This is a genomic window from Virgibacillus sp. FSP13, from assembly GCF_054048505.1.
Map to the genome: position 1 here is coordinate 119660 of NZ_JBSVKG010000008.1, position 16756 is coordinate 136415.

Sequence of the window (16756 nt, forward strand, 5' to 3'; positions counted from 1 at the left end):
AAAGACCACATAAGGAGCGAACTGATGAAAATTGATGTTGTTTTTTCTGGTGGTGGGGTGAAGGCATATGCATTTTTAGGTGCACTTACGTCTATTGAGGAATATAAACATGATTTAGAGCGTGTTGCAGGGACATCGGCTGGTGCAATTGTTGCGGGATTCTTGGCCGCAAGATATCGTTTAGCAGAAATTGAACAATTAATGGATGAATTAGATTTGAAAAAGTTTCTCGACCAACCAAAAATTAGTAACTATATTCCATTTAGCAAATGGTTATTTTTATATTTTCAAATGGGGCTTTATAAAGGAGATAAATTGGAAAACTGGCTTTATGAACACCTTGCCGCAAAAAACGTCTATACATTTAGCGATTTAAAGGAAGGGTATTTAAAAGTAGTAGTTAGTGATTTGTCGCTTGGTAAACTTGTTGTGATACCGGATGATTTAGAACGTGTTTATGGAATTGATCCGAAGTATTTTCCTGTGGCAAAGGCAATCCGAATGAGTGCAGGATTCCCTTACTTTTTCATGCCAAAAAAATTGCCTGGGAAAACGAAAGATAAAAGCATCATCGTTGATGGAGGGTTATTAAGTAATTTTCCTTTATGGATTTTCGATAATGGAGATGCTGCTAAACGTCCGGTATTGGGAGTGAAACTAAGCGCTAGTATTAAAGATTATCAACCACGTAAAATTAAAAATGCCTTCGATATGTTCCATGCTCTTTTCTCTACGATGAAACAGGCACATGATTCCAGATATATTTCCAAATCACAAAAAAACAATATTATTTTCATCCCAGTTGAAAATATCGAGTCAACGAATTTTTCAATCACGGATCAGACAAAAACGAATTTAATAGAGAGTGGAAAGAAACAAGCTGAACAATTTTTACAGAATTGGCCCAGATAAAAGATGCACATGATATAAAAAACCGAGCGACAATTAGAAAGTTGCTCGGTTTTTCCGTTTGTGCTTATTGCCATCTATAACACGTAGATGGGAGGCGCGTTTATGTGTTTTCTTCTTCATTTGCAATGGTTGCGTATGTTTGGTCTGTGGTTGCTTTTTGGTATCTTTATATTTTGATTTCGATTGTTTTACTGCTTGTTTGTATTTTTTCATATCACTGGAAGGAGCCCTGTTTCTGAGAAAAACAAAATAGATTACCGCAAATACTGCCAAACCGAAACCAATCATCGTGAAAATACTAGTTATAAAACTTGTCGTATTTGTGAAAAGCTGAGAAACTAAACCAATCACTGCCAGACCTATGATGATATAGATCAGAATAGAAAATTTATTACGATTCACAAGAATTGTCCTCCTTTCCCATCAATGGGCACATAATAAATGCTCTTTACTATATTGTATACCACGAATAGTACGTTTTATAGCATTGTTTTGCAAATCTTTTTTTACAACTTTGTTACTATTAAATTCTGTCCTGTTTTACTTAAAATATGCAATACTATTTTCTTTTTTTAAAGGCTGTTCTCGTAATGTTTGTTGCTTCTTAAATTTCTTAGTTGATATAAAATGTGACATAGTGAAAATTAAATTTCATAACGTTTTCCCTAGCTCTAATGGTGATGAGAACTTGGATTTCACTTTCTATGTCGCAGTTTATATTTATTTTTATTGTGTAAAAAAACAGAATATCTTTAATAAACAGTGATTTTAAAAACTTACCGATGCAAAGTCAAATCGCATTCATTTTACTAAATAAAGTTACTTCTAGCCAATATTTTGTGCTATACCACTAATTTGTATGATTGCTTTTTTAACAATTGGTGATAATAAGGGTGGAGGTGGTAGATGTGGCAGAAACAAAGCATCAAGATGAAGACAAATCAGGCCAGAATAACCGTGATAAATCAATGTTGTTGCTATCAAGATCATTAATTACCGGATTCGTTGGTGGGGTAATCTGGAGTATTCTTGGGGTAGTTATGTATTATTTTAATTTTTCCGAGGTGGCAGCAAAATCATTCGTACTCAGGTCTTGGCTCGTTAAAGGATGGACAGATGGATGGCTTGGGGATGTTATCTCAATTTTATTGACTGGGGTATTGTCCGTTTTTGCGGCACTTGTCTATTATGGATTGTTAAAGAAAATAAATTCTATTTGGCTAGCTGCAGGATTTGGTGTTGTTCTCTGGGTCATTATATTCTATGTTTTCCATCCCATTTTCGATAATGTTCCACCGGTAAGTGATCTCGATATGAATACAATTGTGTCTACATTATGCTTGTTTGTCTTGTATGGTACGTTTATCGGTTATTCGATTTCTTACGATTATCATGATACGATTGTTAAAGAACAACTTGAAAGTTAGGAACAAGCAAAAAAATTGAAAAAGTTATCCAAATAGTTCTGTTTATGATAAACTAAAAAGGTTATTTCTTCTAAAAATGAAGGAATGAACCTAAGTAATAAGCACTTAGATGAAAAGAAGTGTTGTATCCGATGTAACAACTTGGACCCGTTTGGTATTGGGTTAGACAATTGATTGATTGGCTATCTCGATGTTTTATAACAAATAGAAAGGGATGGAGAAAATGGAGAAACTAACGAGACTAAGAGAAGAACTTGAAGCAAACAAGTTGGATGCATTATTGGTTACTAGTCCAATTAACCGGCGTTACATTACAGGATTTACTGGTACTGCTGGAGTAACAATTGTAACACAGAATGATGCGCTTTTTATCACAGATTTTCGCTACATAGAACAGGCAACGGAACAGGCAAAAGATTTTAAAATAGTTGAACACAAGCAACTTATTATCAAGGAAATAAGTGATCAATTAAAACAGCTTAACGTTAAACGGGTTGGTTTTGAAAAAGATCATGTAACATTTGCAACGTATGAGTTATATAAAAAGACGATTGACCAGGAATTGATTCCAGTTAGTGATATCGTTGAAAAATTACGTCTCATTAAGTCGGAAAGTGAACTGACTACATTAAAACAGGCCGCTAAAATCGTGGATGATGCATTTGTCCATATTCAAAACTACATCAAACCAGGTGTAAAAGAAATGGACATCTCCAACGAATTGGAATTCTTTATGCGTCGACAAGGTGCAACGTCATCTAGTTTTGATACGATTGTTGCGTCTGGTTATCGTGGGGCATTGCCACATGGTGTCGCATCGGATAAAGAAATTCAAAGCGGAGAACTTGTTACATTGGATTATGGTGCTTTATATCAAGGGTATTGTTCAGATACAACGAGAACCGTTGCAGTTGGAGAAATTAGTGATGAGCTAAAAACAATCTATGAGACTGTATTAACAGCACAATTAAAGGGTGTTGAAGGTGTCAAACCTGGTATTACCGGGAAAGAAGCAGATGCCATCGTACGGGATTACATTACAGAAAAAGGGTATGGGGATTATTTCGGCCATTCAACAGGACATGGTGTTGGAATGGAAGTTCATGAAGGACCTGGACTATCCCATCGCTCCAGCACAAAGCTACAAGCGGGTATGGTTGTTACTGTTGAGCCCGGTATTTATGTACCAAACGTTGGTGGTTGCAGGATTGAGGATGATCTTGTTGTAACAGAAACAGGCAATGAGCGTTTGACTCTTGCTGAGAAAAAATTGATTCAATTATAAGCGTGTTTTTTTAGGGAGGATTTTCAACATGATTTCAGTTAACGATTTTAAGACAGGATTAACAATAGAAGTAGATAATGGCATTTGGCAGGTGTTGGAATTTCAACACGTTAAGCCAGGTAAAGGTGCTGCATTTGTTCGATCCAAATTACGTAATCTGCGAAGCGGCAACATTCAAGAGAAAACATTCCGTGGCGGTGAAAAAGTAAATAAAGCACATATTGAAAATAGAAAAATGCAATATTTATATGCTTCCGGCGATACACATGCATTTATGGACACAAACACATATGAACAAATTGAATTGCAGTCGAGTCAAATTGAAGAGCAATTAAAATTTATGAAAGAGAATATGGAAGTCTCGGTCATTACGTATGAAGGTGAAATTCTTGGTGTAGAGTTGCCAAATAATGTGGAATTAGAGGTTACCGAAACAGAACCGGGAATTAAAGGCGATACGGCTAGTGGTGGTTCTAAACCAGCTACACTTGAAACTGGTCACATTGTACAAGTTCCATTTTTCGTAAACACTGGTGATGTATTAGTGGTTAATACTTCAGATGGAAAATACGTTTCACGCGCGTAACGTAATAAGAAATATTAGTTAAAGGAGGGTCCATTATTGGGCTCTCCTTTTTATATTTAGTACCTACTTCACAATTTCCTCTTTCAAAGTAAAGCTAGTCATAATTTTTCCCGTCCAACATACTATTGATAATAAAGCTATTGCAAGGTGAGGACATGCTATGGAAGAAATTTTGCGCTTATTTCCCGAATTAATTAAAAAACATGTACAAGCAAAGGTAGGAAATCGATGGGAAGTACTACAAGAAATACGTTTTCGATTAAATAAACCAATCGAGCTTGTATTTGATCATCAAACAGAATGGATAACTGGAATTAAACCAAGTCAAAAAGATGGAATGCATGTTCTTAATCAAATCAGTCAGTTCTCTTTATATCGACTGGAAGATGAATTACGGGAAGGGTATGTCACGATAGAGGGTGGTCACCGGATTGGACTTGCCGGTAAAGTCAATACAATTAATGGCGCTGTAAAAGCAATTCAACATATTGCATTTATGAATATACGAATTGCCAAGGAAAAAATTGGTGCTGCTACTGCGATTTTACCTTATTTACATTGGCAAAATTATGCGAACACGTTGATCGTTGGTGCGCCACAAACTGGAAAGACGACAATTATTCGTGATTTAACACGGTTTATCGCGTCAGGCTGGCGAAATACTCCGGCAAAAAAAGTAGCCGTAATCGATGAGCGTTCGGAAATCGGTGCCTCGTTGAAAGGTGTACCACAGCACAATTTGGGGTTTCGGGCAGATGTTATGGATGCTTGTCCTAAAGCAGAAGGCATGATGATGATGATTCGATCGATGTCACCTGATGTTCTTGTGGTAGATGAAATTGGCAGTAAACAAGATGTACAAGCATTGATGGAAGCTATTCACGCTGGTGTTGTTGTGATTTGTACGATTCATGGACAAACATTATCCGAATTGAAAAAAAGACCATCATTGAACGTTTTATTTCACAATCAAGTATTCGACCGGATTGTTGTTTTGAATAAACAGAAAACCCCTGGTCAGATAAGTGCTATTTATGATCAGCACGAGCATAATATATTTTCTAAAAAATACTCGGGGGTGACTCCTCATGAAGTGGATTGGGGCACTGCTTTTAATCGGCACAACAACATGGATCGGGTTTGAGGTTAGTAAACGATTAGACAATCGTCCGAAACATATTAGACAGTTAAAAAACGCACTGCAAATATTAGAAGCGGAAATATTGTATAGTCAATTACCATTGCAGGATGCTTTTACAACCATTGCCAAACAAGTACCGAATCCAATGAAATCATTTTTCCAATCATTAAGTAACGGGATGCAAAAAAATGGTGTCGAGCTGACAAGCCTATGGGAGCAAAATGTAAATCGATTAATGCAGGAATCAAGTTTAGGAGATATCGAGAAAGAGATTATTTATCAATTTGGTCAAACACTAGGGCAGCACGACTTTACACAACAACAAAAACAAATTCAGTTAACCATCAGCCATCTTGATCGTGAGTTAGCTGAAGCCAGAGATAACAAATATAAATATAGTAAAATGGCGAAAAGCTTGGGAATTTTATGTGGATTGTTCATTGTACTATTACTAATTTAAACGGAGATTTCCTAAAGGTAAGGAAAGGGGTACTTCCATGCTGACTGATGCAACCATATTATTTCAAATTGCAGGGATAGGGATAATTGTCGCAATCATACATACGATTATGAAACAAATGGGGAAAGAGGATATCGCCCATTTGGCAACAGTAGTCGGTTTTATTCTTGTCCTAATTATCGTGGTCAATGGCCTTGCAGATTTATTTCAGCAAATTAAGTCTGTATTCCTGTTCCAGGGGTAATCGTACATGGATATCATACAAATTGTTGTACTCGGAATTGTTGCGAGTATTTTATATATCGTGTTAAAGGATGTAAACACATCATTCGCCTTTTTCCTTATTTTGATTACGGGAATTATTATTTTCTTAGCGATCATCCAACAAATTGGTGCCGTTTTTCAATTGCTTGAAACGTTGGGTGAAAAAGCAAATATAGATGGAATGTACATGGAAACGATCTTAAAAATCATTGGTATTGCCTACATTGCGGAACTTGGGGCAAATCTTACAAAAGACGCAGGATTGGGATCTGTTGCAGCAAAGATCGAACTTGCCGGAAAAATTTTTATTATCCTGCTAGCAATTCCGATCATAACCGCTGTCATTGAGGCAATCGTGAATTTCTTACCAACCAACTAATTAATTATTAAAAGCGGTGTTCAAAAAGTTGCCAAATTAGAAGCAAGAAGGTCGAGGCGGCGTAGTCTTGAGGACCGGAATGTAGGCAAAATCTACATGAGGACCGTAAAGACGAGCCAACGAAGAGATTCGCCGCTTATCATTTGGTGATTTTTTGAACAACCTCTAAAAAAGGAGCATATGTTGATGAATGAAGCGAGCTAAACGAATTCTTGTTGTCTTATTTTTTCTTTTGCTATTTACCGAGGGTCATTCAACCGTTTTTGCTTCTCCTGATCCTAGTAAGTTGGAATCCGCTGTACTTGATGAAATTTCATTAGAAGGCATTCAACAATATTGGGACGGACTTGTCAGTAATTATAGTGGTTATATACCAGAATTAGAAAAAACAAGTTTGTATGAGTTTATTAAAGATAATGGATCTTTTTCAATAAAAGATATCCTTTCAGGTATATTGAAATATTTATTTTATGAAATTATTTTAAATGGGAAACTGTTGGGCTTGCTATTAATGCTTACGTTATTTTCTGTCATGCTGCAGACGATGCATACTGCTTTTGAACAGAATGCTGTGAGTAAAATCGCTTATTTTGTCGTGTATCTCGTTTTACTTTATTTAGCGCTAAACAGCTTTTATTTAGCATTTTCTTACACAAAAGATGCGATTGAATCGATGAGTAATTTTCTGATTGCGTTATTACCTCTTGTTTTAGGGCTGATGGCCACGTTCGGTAATGTTATATCCGTTTCATTTTTTCATCCGATTATTGTATTTCTCATCTATGTAAGCGGTGTACTCGTGTCAAAGTTTATTTTGCCACTTTTATTTCTATCAGCATTATTAATGGTTATTAGTAGTTTAAACGATAATTATAAAGTGACCCATTTGGCAAATCTATTTAAATCAGTGGCACTGGGCGTTCTTGGTGTGTTTTTAACGATTTTTATTAGTGTTATGTCTGTCCAAGGAGCTGCGAGTGCCATCCAGGACGGGGTAGCAATGAAAACAGCGAAGTTTATTACTGGAAATTTTATTCCGATCGTTGGGAGAACGTTTACGGATGCAGCTGACACCATTTTGAGTGCTTCCTTACTATTAAAAAATGCTGTTGGAATCGTCGGATTGATTATTATCGTTTTTCTGGCGTTATTTCCAGCTATGAAAATTTTTGCGATTGCACTTATTTATAAAATCGCTGCTGCCGTTCTACAGCCTATTGGTGATGGACCAGTTATTACCAGTTTAAACGTAATCAGTAAACATATTTTTTACATTTTAGCATCGTTGTTAGCCGTTACGCTTATGTTTTTCTTGGCAATTGTCATATTAGTAGCAGCCAGCAATATTACCTTACTGCTGCGCTAGGGGTGGTTTACCGTGGATGTACTCATACAATGGGTAACGCAAATAGTCGTTTTTTTAATTGTAGCAATGATCATTGATCTGATTATTCCGGCTACTGCGATGAAAAAATATATTAAGTTGGTTGTCGGTCTTATCTTAATTTTAATTTTTTTAAAACCAGTTTTTTTTCTATTTGATATGAATGTTGAACAGGCATTAGAAACGTCATTTTCGCAACTTACAGAAGGAAAAAGCGATACAGAATCAATGGAAAATTCTATTGAAATGCAAAAAAGTGAAATACAAGCCACACAACGTGCATATATTTTAGAAGAAATGGCTGTCCAATTAAAAGATCTAGCAAAACCATCACTAGCAGAAAACTATCAAGCAGAAATTCAGGACATCAAATTTCAATTTTTTCAAGAAGCAGACCCACCATACGATTATGAGGATCTAGAGGAAGTCATTGTATATCTTGGTCAAATAGAAAACGAGGAGGGAGCAGTGAGTATAGTTGAAAATATTGAGATTGATACCAAAGACCCAGTAATGAATGAAGATGAACAAGATGTGCAGGAGGTTAAAAAGTTATTAGAGGATGAATGGGAGATTAATGCGGAGAAATTAACGCTTGTATGGGAAGGAGGGTCACCTTGAAAGAAAAAATAAAAAACTTTTTTAGCGAGAAAAAGCTTGACAGTAAAATTAGAAATCCGTCAAGAAAAATCAAATATTTAATCGTTCTTGGTTTACTTGGGTTACTCTTAGTCATTTTAAGTAATGCGCTTTCTTCCCCATCTAATGAAGCGCAAGAGGAAATAGTCCCTATCAATCCAACTGACCAGGAAGCAGAACATACACTATCCAAGAAAGACGACACCACTACCACAGATGTTGGAGAAATAGAAACGAGTTATGAAAAAGATCTGCAAGCAATGTTAGCTAAAATTCAGGGTGTATCCGATGTGGAAGTAATGGTCAACCTTGACTCTACAAAAGTGAAAGTATACGAAAAAAATTTAATCACCGGTCAGCAAACGACAGATGAATCAGATAAAAGTGGTGGGACAAGGGAAATAGAGGATGACACCAAAGAAACACAAGTTGTTTTAGTGAGACAAGGAGATAAAGAGGTTCCACTACTAATTCAAACAAAAAAACCGGAAGTACGAGGAGTCTTTGTAGTTGCAAAAGGTGTAGACCATGCAACGGTAAAAAAATGGGTGATCGAAGCTGTCGCAAGAGTACTTGATGTTCCAACACATAAAGTTTCTGTAATGCCAAAAAATTAAGGAGGATGTAACATGCTAAAAAAACAGACCGTTTGGCTTTTAACTATGTTAAGTTTGATGATTGTTCTAAGTGTTTATTACATGACGTCACCTGATTCTGAAGAAGTTGCCTTTTTGGAGAATGGAAAGGAAGAAGCTGACGAAACAGCAACAGCTGAGCAGGCTGAAGGGGAAGATGCAAAAGTTGATGAGATCACGAATATTGGCGAGGACGAGTTGTTTACAAATATCAGATTGGAAGTACAGGATGACCGCAGTAAACAAATTTCTCGACTAGAAGATGTTGTAGCGTCCAGTACAGCTAGTACAGAGGAAAAAAATCAAGCTTATGAGGATATCGAAGTATTAGAGCAACGTGCGAAAAAGGAAACAATTTTAGAGGAATCCATCCTAGCAACTGCAGACTATCAAGATGTGTTAGTCCGATTTGATAAAAATGATGAGCATATCGTTCATGTTAATGTTAAGGTTGACGAGCTACCAAAACAAGAAGCAGTTAACATTATGCAAATGGTTCGTGATGAATTTGGTGAAATTCAAGTTGATGTCAATTATCAGCCAGCTGAGGGGTAAATGGGTGCTAGAGCTGGATGCGAACCGTCCAGCTCAAGGACAAATGAGAAGGCAAAGTTAATACTTGCCTGAATTAGCAAAAAAGATTTAAACTCTTATCTTATTTGATAGGAGTTTTATTTTTTTCAATTCTACTGTTCGCAAATTAATGCTATTATTGATATAATTATATTGAAAACGTTTTACATAGTTACAACTTTTCCAGTTTTCGGTTGATGTAATACAAATTTTTATATAAAATGTTAAGGGGAGTTATTAGTACCTGTTATTAATTTTTGTAAAACATGAAGGGGTGCCAGAAATGTTAAAAGTACAGGAAATTCGCGAAATAATTAAACTAATTGACCAATCATCAATTGATGAATTCAGTTATGAAGCAGATGGCGCAACTGTTTCAATGAAAAAAGCGACTGGAAATGTAGCCGTTCAACCAGTTGAACAAGTAGTAAATACAGTCGAAAAACCAATTGAAGTTAGTAAACAAGCAGAAAAACAGGTTGAGGCAGAACCGGTAAAAGAGACAAACGTACCAACAACTGAGGAAGCTCCAACGCAAGCAACCGTTGATTACGACTATGAGATTGAGTCACCAATGGTAGGGACACTTTATATGTCCCCTTCTCCTGAAGCAGATCCGTATGTACAGAAAGGGAGCAAGGTGCAAAAAGATACCGTTGTTTGTATTGTGGAAGCAATGAAATTATTTAATGAAATTGAAGCAGAAGCGAACGGAGAAATCGTGGAAATTTTAGTGGAAGATGGCCAACTAGTAGAGTATGGTCAACCACTATTTAGAGTGAAGACTAAATAAGGGGACGAAAACATATGATTAAAAAACTGTTAATTGCTAACAGAGGGGAAATTGCTGTTCGGATCATACGCGCATGTAAAGAACTGGATATTGAAACAGTTGCTGTATATTCTGAAGCTGATAAAGATTCATTACACGTCCAACTGGCAGATGAGGCATATTGTATCGGCCCGACATTAAGTAAAGACAGCTACCTTAATTTCACTAACATCATGAGTGTTGCCACCCTAACAAAGGTTGATGCAATTCACCCTGGATATGGGTTTTTAGCGGAAAATGCTGATTTTGCAGAGATCTGTAAAGCATGTCATGTGACGTTTGTTGGTCCTACCCCTGAAGCAATTCAAAAAATGGGCATAAAAGATGTTGCAAGAGAAAAGATGAAAGAAGCAAATGTTCCGATTGTCCCGGGATCTGAAGGTGTCATTGAAACAGAAGAAGAAGCAATGGAAGTTGCCAAAGGAATCGGCTATCCCGTTATTATTAAAGCAACTGCAGGTGGTGGCGGAAAAGGAATCCGTGTTGCCAAGGATCAGGAAGATTTAATAAAAGGAATTCGGATTACTCAAAAAGAAGCTGAAACTGCATTTGGCAACCCTGGTGTTTACATCGAGAAATTTATTGAAGATTTTCGCCATGTAGAAATTCAAATTTTAGCAGATCAGCATGGAAATGTTATACACTTAGGGGAGAGAGACTGTACGATCCAACGAAGAATGCAAAAATTAATTGAAGAGTCGCCTTCACCAGCACTAACACCGGAAATTCGCGCGAAAATGGGCGAGGCCGCAGTTAAGGCAGCAAAAGCAGTTGACTATGTTGGGGCTGGAACAATTGAATTTATTTTTGATCGAACAACAAATGCATTCTATTTCATGGAAATGAATACACGAATCCAAGTGGAACATCCAGTTACGGAAATGGTAACAGAGATCGACTTAATAAAAGAACAAATCAAAATCGCAAACAATGAAAAATTATCATTTAAACAGGACGATATTGAATTTAATGGTTGGGCGATTGAATGTAGGATCAATGCGGAGAATCCGTTTAAAAACTTTATGCCGTCACCGGGAAAAATCAATTTGTATTTACCACCGGGTGGATTTGGTGTTCGAGTTGATTCTGCCGCATATCCAGGCTATTCCATCCCACCATACTACGATTCCATGATTGCTAAATTGATTGCTTACGGGCCAACGCGCGAGGAAGCAATCAATCGTATGAAACGATCATTGGATGAATACGTAATTGAAGGAATTCACTCAACCATTCCGTTTCACCGGATCATTATGGATCATGATGTTTTTGTTAAAGGCGACTTTAACACGAAATTTCTTGAAGAGAATCCGATCGAAGAAATTGAAAACAAATAGGAGTGATCACACATGAGTGAACAACCATTGTTGGATGTAAGTGATGATGCAAGTCTAGGTACAGTAGAAATTGCACCAGAAGTAATCGAGGTCATAACGGGGATTGCCGCATCTGAAGTAGAGGGAATTTCATCCATGCGTGGTAGTTTTGCAACAGGTGTCGTAGAGCGTTTTGGCAAGAAATCACACAGTAAAGGTGTCAAAGTAGAATTAACAGACACGGGAATCTTAATTGACCTCTACGTTGTGTTAAACTTTGGTGTTTCAATTCCAGAAATCGCTCAAAAACTACAAACAAATATTAGGCAAACGTTAAAAAATATGACAGCATTAGAAATTGCGGAAATAAATGTTCATGTCGTTGGTATTCAAATGGAAGAACAGGAAAATATAGAAAATAAAGACGAATAAATAAACCAAGGCTGATAGGAGTTGAACCTATCAGCCTTGATTTATTTTTGGACTGTTTGCTAAAAGAGAGTGTTCAAAAGGAGGATAAAAAGGACCGAGAAGTTCGAGGCGGCGTAGTTTCGAGCAGCGGAATGTATGCATTTAGATACATGAGCAGCGGAGAAACAAGCCAACGAAGAAATTCGATGTGTCATTTTTACCGGACTTTTTGAACAACCTCTAAAAGCTATTGTTCTTCTAGCAATGCAAAAGCAATCATGTTATTATTTGTAGAGATATATTAAAAGGAGTAATGATTGATGAAACGTCATACAGCGAGAGAAAATGCCTTCCAAATTCTATTTCAACTGGATTTGAACGAGTTTGATCCAGTAACAGCAACGACAGAACATCTAGAAACCGACCATGTCGATGCATTTTTAGATAGCCTTGTACAAGGAGTTGCCAAAAACCAAACAACGATCGACAACACGATTTCAGATCATTTAGAAAAGTGGTCGATGGAACGTATTGCTACAGTAGAAAAGACAATTTTACGAATTGCTACCTATGAAATACGTTATTTGGAAGATATTCCGACTAATGTTTCCATCAATGAAGCTGTAGAATTAGCAAATAGATACGGAGATGAAAAGTCCGGTAAATTTGTTAATGGGGTTTTATCAAAAATCGTAGCCTAAGAGGGGATGAAAGCTATGTCTGCAGAAGTAATTAACGGTAAAGAATTAGCAGCTGAACTTAAACTAGCTATGAAAGAAGAGGTTTCACAGTTACAAGAAAAGGGACTCACCCCACATTTAACCGTGGTTTTGGTAGGCGATGATCCAGCATCAAAATCATATGTAAACGGGAAGAAAAAAGCTTCAAAAGAAACAGGTATATCATCAGAAATCATTGAATTGCCTACTTCCACAACTGAAGGGGAACTTCTGCAATTAATTGATAAATTAAATCATGATCATGCCGTACATGGTATTTTGGTGCAGCTGCCATTACCAGAACATATCAAGGAACAGTCCGTAATTGAAGCAATCGATCCCAAAAAAGATGTCGATGGTTTTCATCCAATAAATGTTGGCAGAATGATGGCAGGTAAGGATACATTTTTGCCATGTACACCATTTGGTATAATAACAATGTTAAAATCAAGGGACATTCAAATCGAGGGTCGTCATGCAGTGATCATCGGACGAAGCAATATCGTTGGCAAACCAGTCGGCCAATTGTTGTTGAATGAAAATGCAACAGTTACCTATTGTCATTCCAGAACACATGATTTGCAAAGCTATACTAGAAGTGCTGATATTTTGATTGTTGCTGTTGGAAAAGCAAATGCAATTCATGCTGATGACATTAAAGAAGGCGCAGTCGTTATTGACGTTGGTGTGAACCGTGTGGAAGATGGAACATTGACAGGTGATGTTGATTTTGAACAGGCTAAGGAAAAAGCCTCTTATATAACGCCGGTTCCTAAAGGGGTAGGGCCAATGACAATTACCATGCTTTTAAAAAATACGATTAAAGCGGCAAAAGGACTAGAAAATTGAACGATAAATATTTAACGGTTACTGCACTGACAAAGTACATTAAGCGTAAATTTGACACGGATCCACATCTGAAAAATATTTGGCTAAAAGGTGAAATATCAAACTTTAAACACCATAGCCGTGGCCATATGTATCTGACAATTAAAGACGAGAATACCCGGATACAAGCAGTCATGTTTGCAGGTAACAACAGACGGATAAAATTCAAACCGGAAAATGGCATGAATGTATTAATAAGGGGCGAAATTGGCGTTTTTGAACCATATGGCCAATACCAACTGTATATTCAACAAATGGAGCCCGACGGAATCGGCTCATTATATTTAGCTTTTGAACAATTAAAAGAGAAATTACATAAACAAGGCTTTTTTGATGAGACCATCAAAAAGAAAATTCCAACATATCCAAAACATATTGGTGTTATTACTTCGCCAACAGGGGCTGCTGTTCGCGATATTATTACAACAATAAAGCGACGCTACCCAATTGTTACTACTACTATTATTCCAGTACTGGTTCAAGGTCAAAATGCTGCAGCTTCCATTAAACGAGCAATTGAATTTGCAAATGAAAAAGCAGATTTTGATGTGTTAATTGTTGGTCGTGGCGGAGGGTCAATTGAGGAATTGTGGAGTTTCAATGAAGAAATGGTTGCACACGCTATTTTCCAGTCAAAGATCCCAATTATTTCTGCCGTTGGTCATGAAACAGATATAACCATTAGTGATTTTATTGCGGATTTGCGAGCACCTACACCAACGGGAGCAGCAGAATTGGCGGTGCCTTCACAAATTGAATTGAAAGAAAAAGTTTCTGGTCTGACTCGTTCCTTAACAAAAGCCTTAACAATAACGATGAATAATTCGCAGCTTCAGTTAAAGCGGATGAAAGAATCCTACGCTTTCCGTTATCCGGAACAACTTGTTATTCAAAAGGAACAGGAACTGGACAAGCAAGTAGAACGACTAGAAAAAGCGTTTAACCAATTTATCCAATCAAAAAATGACTCCCTGAAAAATATTGAAAAGCGGTTCATCAATCAACATCCACAGAGCCGGGTTAATCAATTGGAAAAGGAATTAAACCATTTCGAAAAGCAAAATACGTATTTTATGAAACAAATTATCGAGAAAAAATCGGTTCAGTTCACAACAACAATTGATAAATTAGCTCTATTGAACCCATTGGAAACGATGAAACGAGGTTATGCGATCCCCTATTCTCATAATGGCGAAATTATAAATTCTACCGAAAAAGTAGAGAAGCATGACACGATCACTGTTCGATTATCAGACGGGACATTAGCGTGTGATGTGTTAGAAGTAAAGGAGGAGACCAATGGAAACACATGAAGAGACTTCCTTCGAGGAGGCAATGCTAGAGCTGGAAAAAATCGTCGAGCGGCTTGAAGAGGGCGATGTACCTTTAGAAAAAGCCATTTCGTACTATCAAGAAGGTATGAAATTATCCAAATTATGCAATGATAAATTGAAACAAGTACAAGCAAAAATGACACAAATAATGAACGAACAGGGTGAAACAGAGCCCTTTGAAATCCAGGGGGAAGAATAAACGTGCAACAACAGCTTGAGAATTATATCGATGTAAATAAACAACTAATTTATGATGAGCTAGTTTATCATCTTAATAAAATGTCAATCCCCAACCAACTAAAAGAATCGATGTTATATTCCACGGAAGCAGGTGGAAAAAGGCTTAGACCAATTCTTTTAATCGCGAGTTTTGAAACCTATAGTAATGATAAAAAGTTTGTACTATCTACGGCAGCGGCCCTGGAAATGATTCATACGTATTCGCTCATTCATGATGATTTACCTGCGATGGACAATGACGATTACCGTAGGGGTAAACCGACAAACCATCGTATTTTTGATGAAGCAACTGCTATTCTAGCTGGAGATGCTTTATTAACGTATAGTTTTGAAATCATTTCGGATGATCCGTTGTTAACGGATCAACAAAAGGTAGTTCTTCTTAAAATGCTGGCCCAAGCTAGTGGACCAAAAGGGATGGTTGCCGGACAGATTTTAGACATGGAAGCAGAGAACCATGCCGTTTCATTAGAACAATTAGAAGAAATTCATGCACGTAAGACAGGAGAATTAATTAAATTTGCGATTACTGCTGGCGCTTATATCGGTGGTGCCTCAACAAAACAATTAGAACATCTGCGTGTGTTTGCCGATTATTTAGGATTAATTTTCCAAGTTCAAGATGACATATTAGACGTGACTGGAGACCCGGAAAAGTTAGGGAAACCAGTTGGAAGTGATGAAGGTAATCATAAAAGCACTTATCCGAAATTATTAGGGGTAGATGGTGCCATCAAGCAAAAAGAACAATATGTAGAAAAAGCAAAAACGGCTTTACAACAGGCAATGGCTGATAAGTCCTATCTGATGGGGTTAACAGATTATTTTAGTAAACGGGATAACTAATCAATTAGAATTTTTTCGCATATTATGTTATACTTAGATTATGAACGGAATGGTGCAGTATTCTAGTCAGCCCTCCGCTCCTGAAGGCGGGCCTAAAAATCCGCCAAAGGGCACATCGATGAAGTTCCTTGTGTTGGCTTGAGGCGCCCAGCCTTGGGTCAGTGCTGGGAGTTAAGGTTTTAGGGCGATCCACAAAGGCATGTGGGCGTTGACCCTATTACCGCGGAGGCCCATATCTGTAGTGATTGCTAAGCCTAGTAATCACTATGGAATGGGGTATGAACCTGCAATTGTAAGGTAAGGGACAACTTACAAGCAGCGTAGCCTGCCTTGAGTGGTACTGAGAGGATTGGACCTTAAAATAGCAAACGAGGTGGCCACTTGTTTGACTATTATTTTCTCCATGAAATCAGGACTGCAAAAGAGGCTAGGGAACGGTTAAAGGCTGCTGAGGAAATCTCCTAGACTGTTCTAATGGACGTATA

At 37.3% G+C, this 16756-nt stretch carries 21 protein-coding genes; 20 read left to right on the forward strand and 1 reads right to left on the reverse strand.

The features are described 5' to 3' along the window. Positions 1–24: 24 nt before the first annotated feature. Positions 25–912 carry a patatin-like phospholipase family protein gene (locus ACW2QC_RS09545; protein WP_457543734.1) on the forward strand — a complete coding sequence of 296 codons (888 nt, stop codon included), beginning with the start codon at positions 25–27 and terminating at the stop codon, positions 910–912. A 33-nt stretch (positions 913–945) separates the two neighbouring features. Here ACW2QC_RS09545 and ACW2QC_RS09550 read toward each other — a convergent pair whose 3' ends face one another. Next, positions 946–1314 (reverse strand): SA1362 family protein, encoded by a 369-nt coding sequence (locus ACW2QC_RS09550; protein ID WP_457543735.1) that lies wholly within the window; start codon positions 1312–1314, stop codon positions 946–948. 506 nt (positions 1315–1820) lie between these two features. On the opposite strand from ACW2QC_RS09550, the gene ACW2QC_RS09555 reads away from it, so the two are divergent. The 19 genes from ACW2QC_RS09555 (at position 1821) to ACW2QC_RS09645 (ending at position 16271) form a co-directional block, all read left to right on the forward strand. Continuing rightward, positions 1821–2339, forward strand: coding sequence for a YqhR family membrane protein (locus tag ACW2QC_RS09555; RefSeq protein WP_457543736.1), 519 nt, complete (start codon positions 1821–1823; stop codon positions 2337–2339). 223 nt (positions 2340–2562) lie between these two features. Then, complete coding sequence (locus ACW2QC_RS09560) at positions 2563–3624, forward strand: M24 family metallopeptidase (protein ID WP_457543737.1); 1062 nt, start codon at positions 2563–2565, stop codon at positions 3622–3624. A gap of 28 nt (positions 3625–3652) precedes the next feature. After that, positions 3653–4210 (forward strand): elongation factor P, encoded by a 558-nt coding sequence (gene efp, locus ACW2QC_RS09565; RefSeq protein WP_457543738.1) that lies wholly within the window; start codon positions 3653–3655, stop codon positions 4208–4210. Positions 4211–4370: 160 nt separating this feature from the next. Further along, positions 4371–5354 carry a stage III sporulation protein AA gene (gene spoIIIAA, locus ACW2QC_RS09570; RefSeq protein WP_457543739.1) on the forward strand — a complete coding sequence of 328 codons (984 nt, stop codon included), beginning with the start codon at positions 4371–4373 and terminating at the stop codon, positions 5352–5354. Then, positions 5299–5811: a stage III sporulation protein SpoIIIAB gene (gene spoIIIAB, locus ACW2QC_RS09575; protein ID WP_457543740.1), complete on the forward strand. Its 513-nt coding sequence runs from the start codon at positions 5299–5301 to the stop codon at positions 5809–5811. The genes spoIIIAA and spoIIIAB overlap by 56 nt, the downstream gene beginning before the upstream one ends. A gap of 37 nt (positions 5812–5848) precedes the next feature. Next, complete coding sequence (gene spoIIIAC, locus ACW2QC_RS09580) at positions 5849–6055, forward strand: stage III sporulation protein AC (RefSeq protein ID WP_106497174.1); 207 nt, start codon at positions 5849–5851, stop codon at positions 6053–6055. Between the two features lie 6 nt (positions 6056–6061). Then, positions 6062–6454 carry a stage III sporulation protein AD gene (spoIIIAD, locus tag ACW2QC_RS09585; RefSeq protein WP_457543741.1) on the forward strand — a complete coding sequence of 131 codons (393 nt, stop codon included), beginning with the start codon at positions 6062–6064 and terminating at the stop codon, positions 6452–6454. Positions 6455–6644: 190 nt separating this feature from the next. After that, positions 6645–7820 carry a stage III sporulation protein AE gene (gene spoIIIAE, locus ACW2QC_RS09590; protein ID WP_457543742.1) on the forward strand — a complete coding sequence of 392 codons (1176 nt, stop codon included), beginning with the start codon at positions 6645–6647 and terminating at the stop codon, positions 7818–7820. A gap of 12 nt (positions 7821–7832) precedes the next feature. Continuing rightward, a complete protein-coding gene (gene spoIIIAF, locus ACW2QC_RS09595; protein ID WP_457543743.1) occupies positions 7833–8459 on the forward strand; it encodes a stage III sporulation protein AF in 627 nt (208 codons plus the stop codon). Continuing rightward, complete coding sequence (spoIIIAG, locus tag ACW2QC_RS09600) at positions 8456–9094, forward strand: stage III sporulation protein AG (RefSeq protein ID WP_457543744.1); 639 nt, start codon at positions 8456–8458, stop codon at positions 9092–9094. Before spoIIIAF ends, spoIIIAG begins: the two co-directional genes overlap by 4 nt. 12 nt (positions 9095–9106) lie before the next feature. Further along, complete coding sequence (locus ACW2QC_RS09605; RefSeq protein WP_457543745.1) at positions 9107–9667, forward strand: SpoIIIAH-like family protein; 561 nt, start codon at positions 9107–9109, stop codon at positions 9665–9667. Between the two features lie 301 nt (positions 9668–9968). Then, positions 9969–10478, forward strand: a complete 510-nt coding sequence (gene accB, locus ACW2QC_RS09610; protein ID WP_457543746.1) for an acetyl-CoA carboxylase biotin carboxyl carrier protein — start codon at positions 9969–9971, stop codon at positions 10476–10478. Positions 10479–10492: 14 nt separating this feature from the next. Continuing rightward, positions 10493–11854 (forward strand): acetyl-CoA carboxylase biotin carboxylase subunit, encoded by a 1362-nt coding sequence (accC, locus tag ACW2QC_RS09615; RefSeq protein ID WP_457543747.1) that lies wholly within the window; start codon positions 10493–10495, stop codon positions 11852–11854. Positions 11855–11866: 12 nt separating this feature from the next. After that, a complete protein-coding gene (locus tag ACW2QC_RS09620; protein ID WP_457543748.1) occupies positions 11867–12265 on the forward strand; it encodes an Asp23/Gls24 family envelope stress response protein in 399 nt (132 codons plus the stop codon). Between the two features lie 299 nt (positions 12266–12564). Next, entirely contained in the window at positions 12565–12945 is a 381-nt protein-coding gene (nusB, locus tag ACW2QC_RS09625) for a transcription antitermination factor NusB (protein WP_457543749.1), read from the forward strand. A 15-nt stretch (positions 12946–12960) separates the two neighbouring features. Further along, on the forward strand, positions 12961–13812 hold the full coding sequence (folD, locus tag ACW2QC_RS09630) for a bifunctional methylenetetrahydrofolate dehydrogenase/methenyltetrahydrofolate cyclohydrolase FolD (protein ID WP_457543750.1): 852 nt from the start codon (positions 12961–12963) through the stop codon (positions 13810–13812). Continuing rightward, positions 13809–15164, forward strand: a complete 1356-nt coding sequence (gene xseA / locus ACW2QC_RS09635) for an exodeoxyribonuclease VII large subunit (RefSeq protein ID WP_457543751.1) — start codon at positions 13809–13811, stop codon at positions 15162–15164. The genes folD and xseA overlap by 4 nt, the downstream gene beginning before the upstream one ends. Then, complete coding sequence (locus ACW2QC_RS09640) at positions 15151–15384, forward strand: exodeoxyribonuclease VII small subunit (RefSeq protein WP_457543752.1); 234 nt, start codon at positions 15151–15153, stop codon at positions 15382–15384. The genes xseA and ACW2QC_RS09640 overlap by 14 nt, the downstream gene beginning before the upstream one ends. A 2-nt stretch (positions 15385–15386) precedes the next feature. Continuing rightward, positions 15387–16271 carry a polyprenyl synthetase family protein gene (locus ACW2QC_RS09645; protein ID WP_457543753.1) on the forward strand — a complete coding sequence of 295 codons (885 nt, stop codon included), beginning with the start codon at positions 15387–15389 and terminating at the stop codon, positions 16269–16271. The last annotated feature ends 485 nt before the right edge of the window (positions 16272–16756 follow it).

What these genes read in the sequence shown, in the direction of transcription:
- ACW2QC_RS09545 (WP_457543734.1), top strand. Translation starts at nt 25, where the DNA reads ATGAAAATTGATGTTGTTTTTTCTGGTGGTGGGGTGAAGGCATATGCA.
- ACW2QC_RS09560 (WP_457543737.1), top strand. Translation starts at nt 2,563, where the DNA reads ATGGAGAAACTAACGAGACTAAGAGAAGAACTTGAAGCAAACAAGTTG.
- efp (WP_457543738.1), top strand. Translation starts at nt 3,653, where the DNA reads ATGATTTCAGTTAACGATTTTAAGACAGGATTAACAATAGAAGTAGAT.
- spoIIIAA (WP_457543739.1), top strand. Translation starts at nt 4,371, where the DNA reads ATGGAAGAAATTTTGCGCTTATTTCCCGAATTAATTAAAAAACATGTA.
- spoIIIAB (WP_457543740.1), top strand. Translation starts at nt 5,299, where the DNA reads ATGAAGTGGATTGGGGCACTGCTTTTAATCGGCACAACAACATGGATC.
- spoIIIAC (WP_106497174.1), top strand. Translation starts at nt 5,849, where the DNA reads ATGCTGACTGATGCAACCATATTATTTCAAATTGCAGGGATAGGGATA.
- spoIIIAD (WP_457543741.1), top strand. Translation starts at nt 6,062, where the DNA reads ATGGATATCATACAAATTGTTGTACTCGGAATTGTTGCGAGTATTTTA.
- spoIIIAE (WP_457543742.1), top strand. Translation starts at nt 6,645, where the DNA reads ATGAAGCGAGCTAAACGAATTCTTGTTGTCTTATTTTTTCTTTTGCTA.
- ACW2QC_RS09605 (WP_457543745.1), top strand. Translation starts at nt 9,107, where the DNA reads ATGCTAAAAAAACAGACCGTTTGGCTTTTAACTATGTTAAGTTTGATG.
- accB (WP_457543746.1), top strand. Translation starts at nt 9,969, where the DNA reads ATGTTAAAAGTACAGGAAATTCGCGAAATAATTAAACTAATTGACCAA.
- accC (WP_457543747.1), top strand. Translation starts at nt 10,493, where the DNA reads ATGATTAAAAAACTGTTAATTGCTAACAGAGGGGAAATTGCTGTTCGG.
- ACW2QC_RS09620 (WP_457543748.1), top strand. Translation starts at nt 11,867, where the DNA reads ATGAGTGAACAACCATTGTTGGATGTAAGTGATGATGCAAGTCTAGGT.
- nusB (WP_457543749.1), top strand. Translation starts at nt 12,565, where the DNA reads ATGAAACGTCATACAGCGAGAGAAAATGCCTTCCAAATTCTATTTCAA.
- folD (WP_457543750.1), top strand. Translation starts at nt 12,961, where the DNA reads ATGTCTGCAGAAGTAATTAACGGTAAAGAATTAGCAGCTGAACTTAAA.
- ACW2QC_RS09640 (WP_457543752.1), top strand. Translation starts at nt 15,151, where the DNA reads ATGGAAACACATGAAGAGACTTCCTTCGAGGAGGCAATGCTAGAGCTG.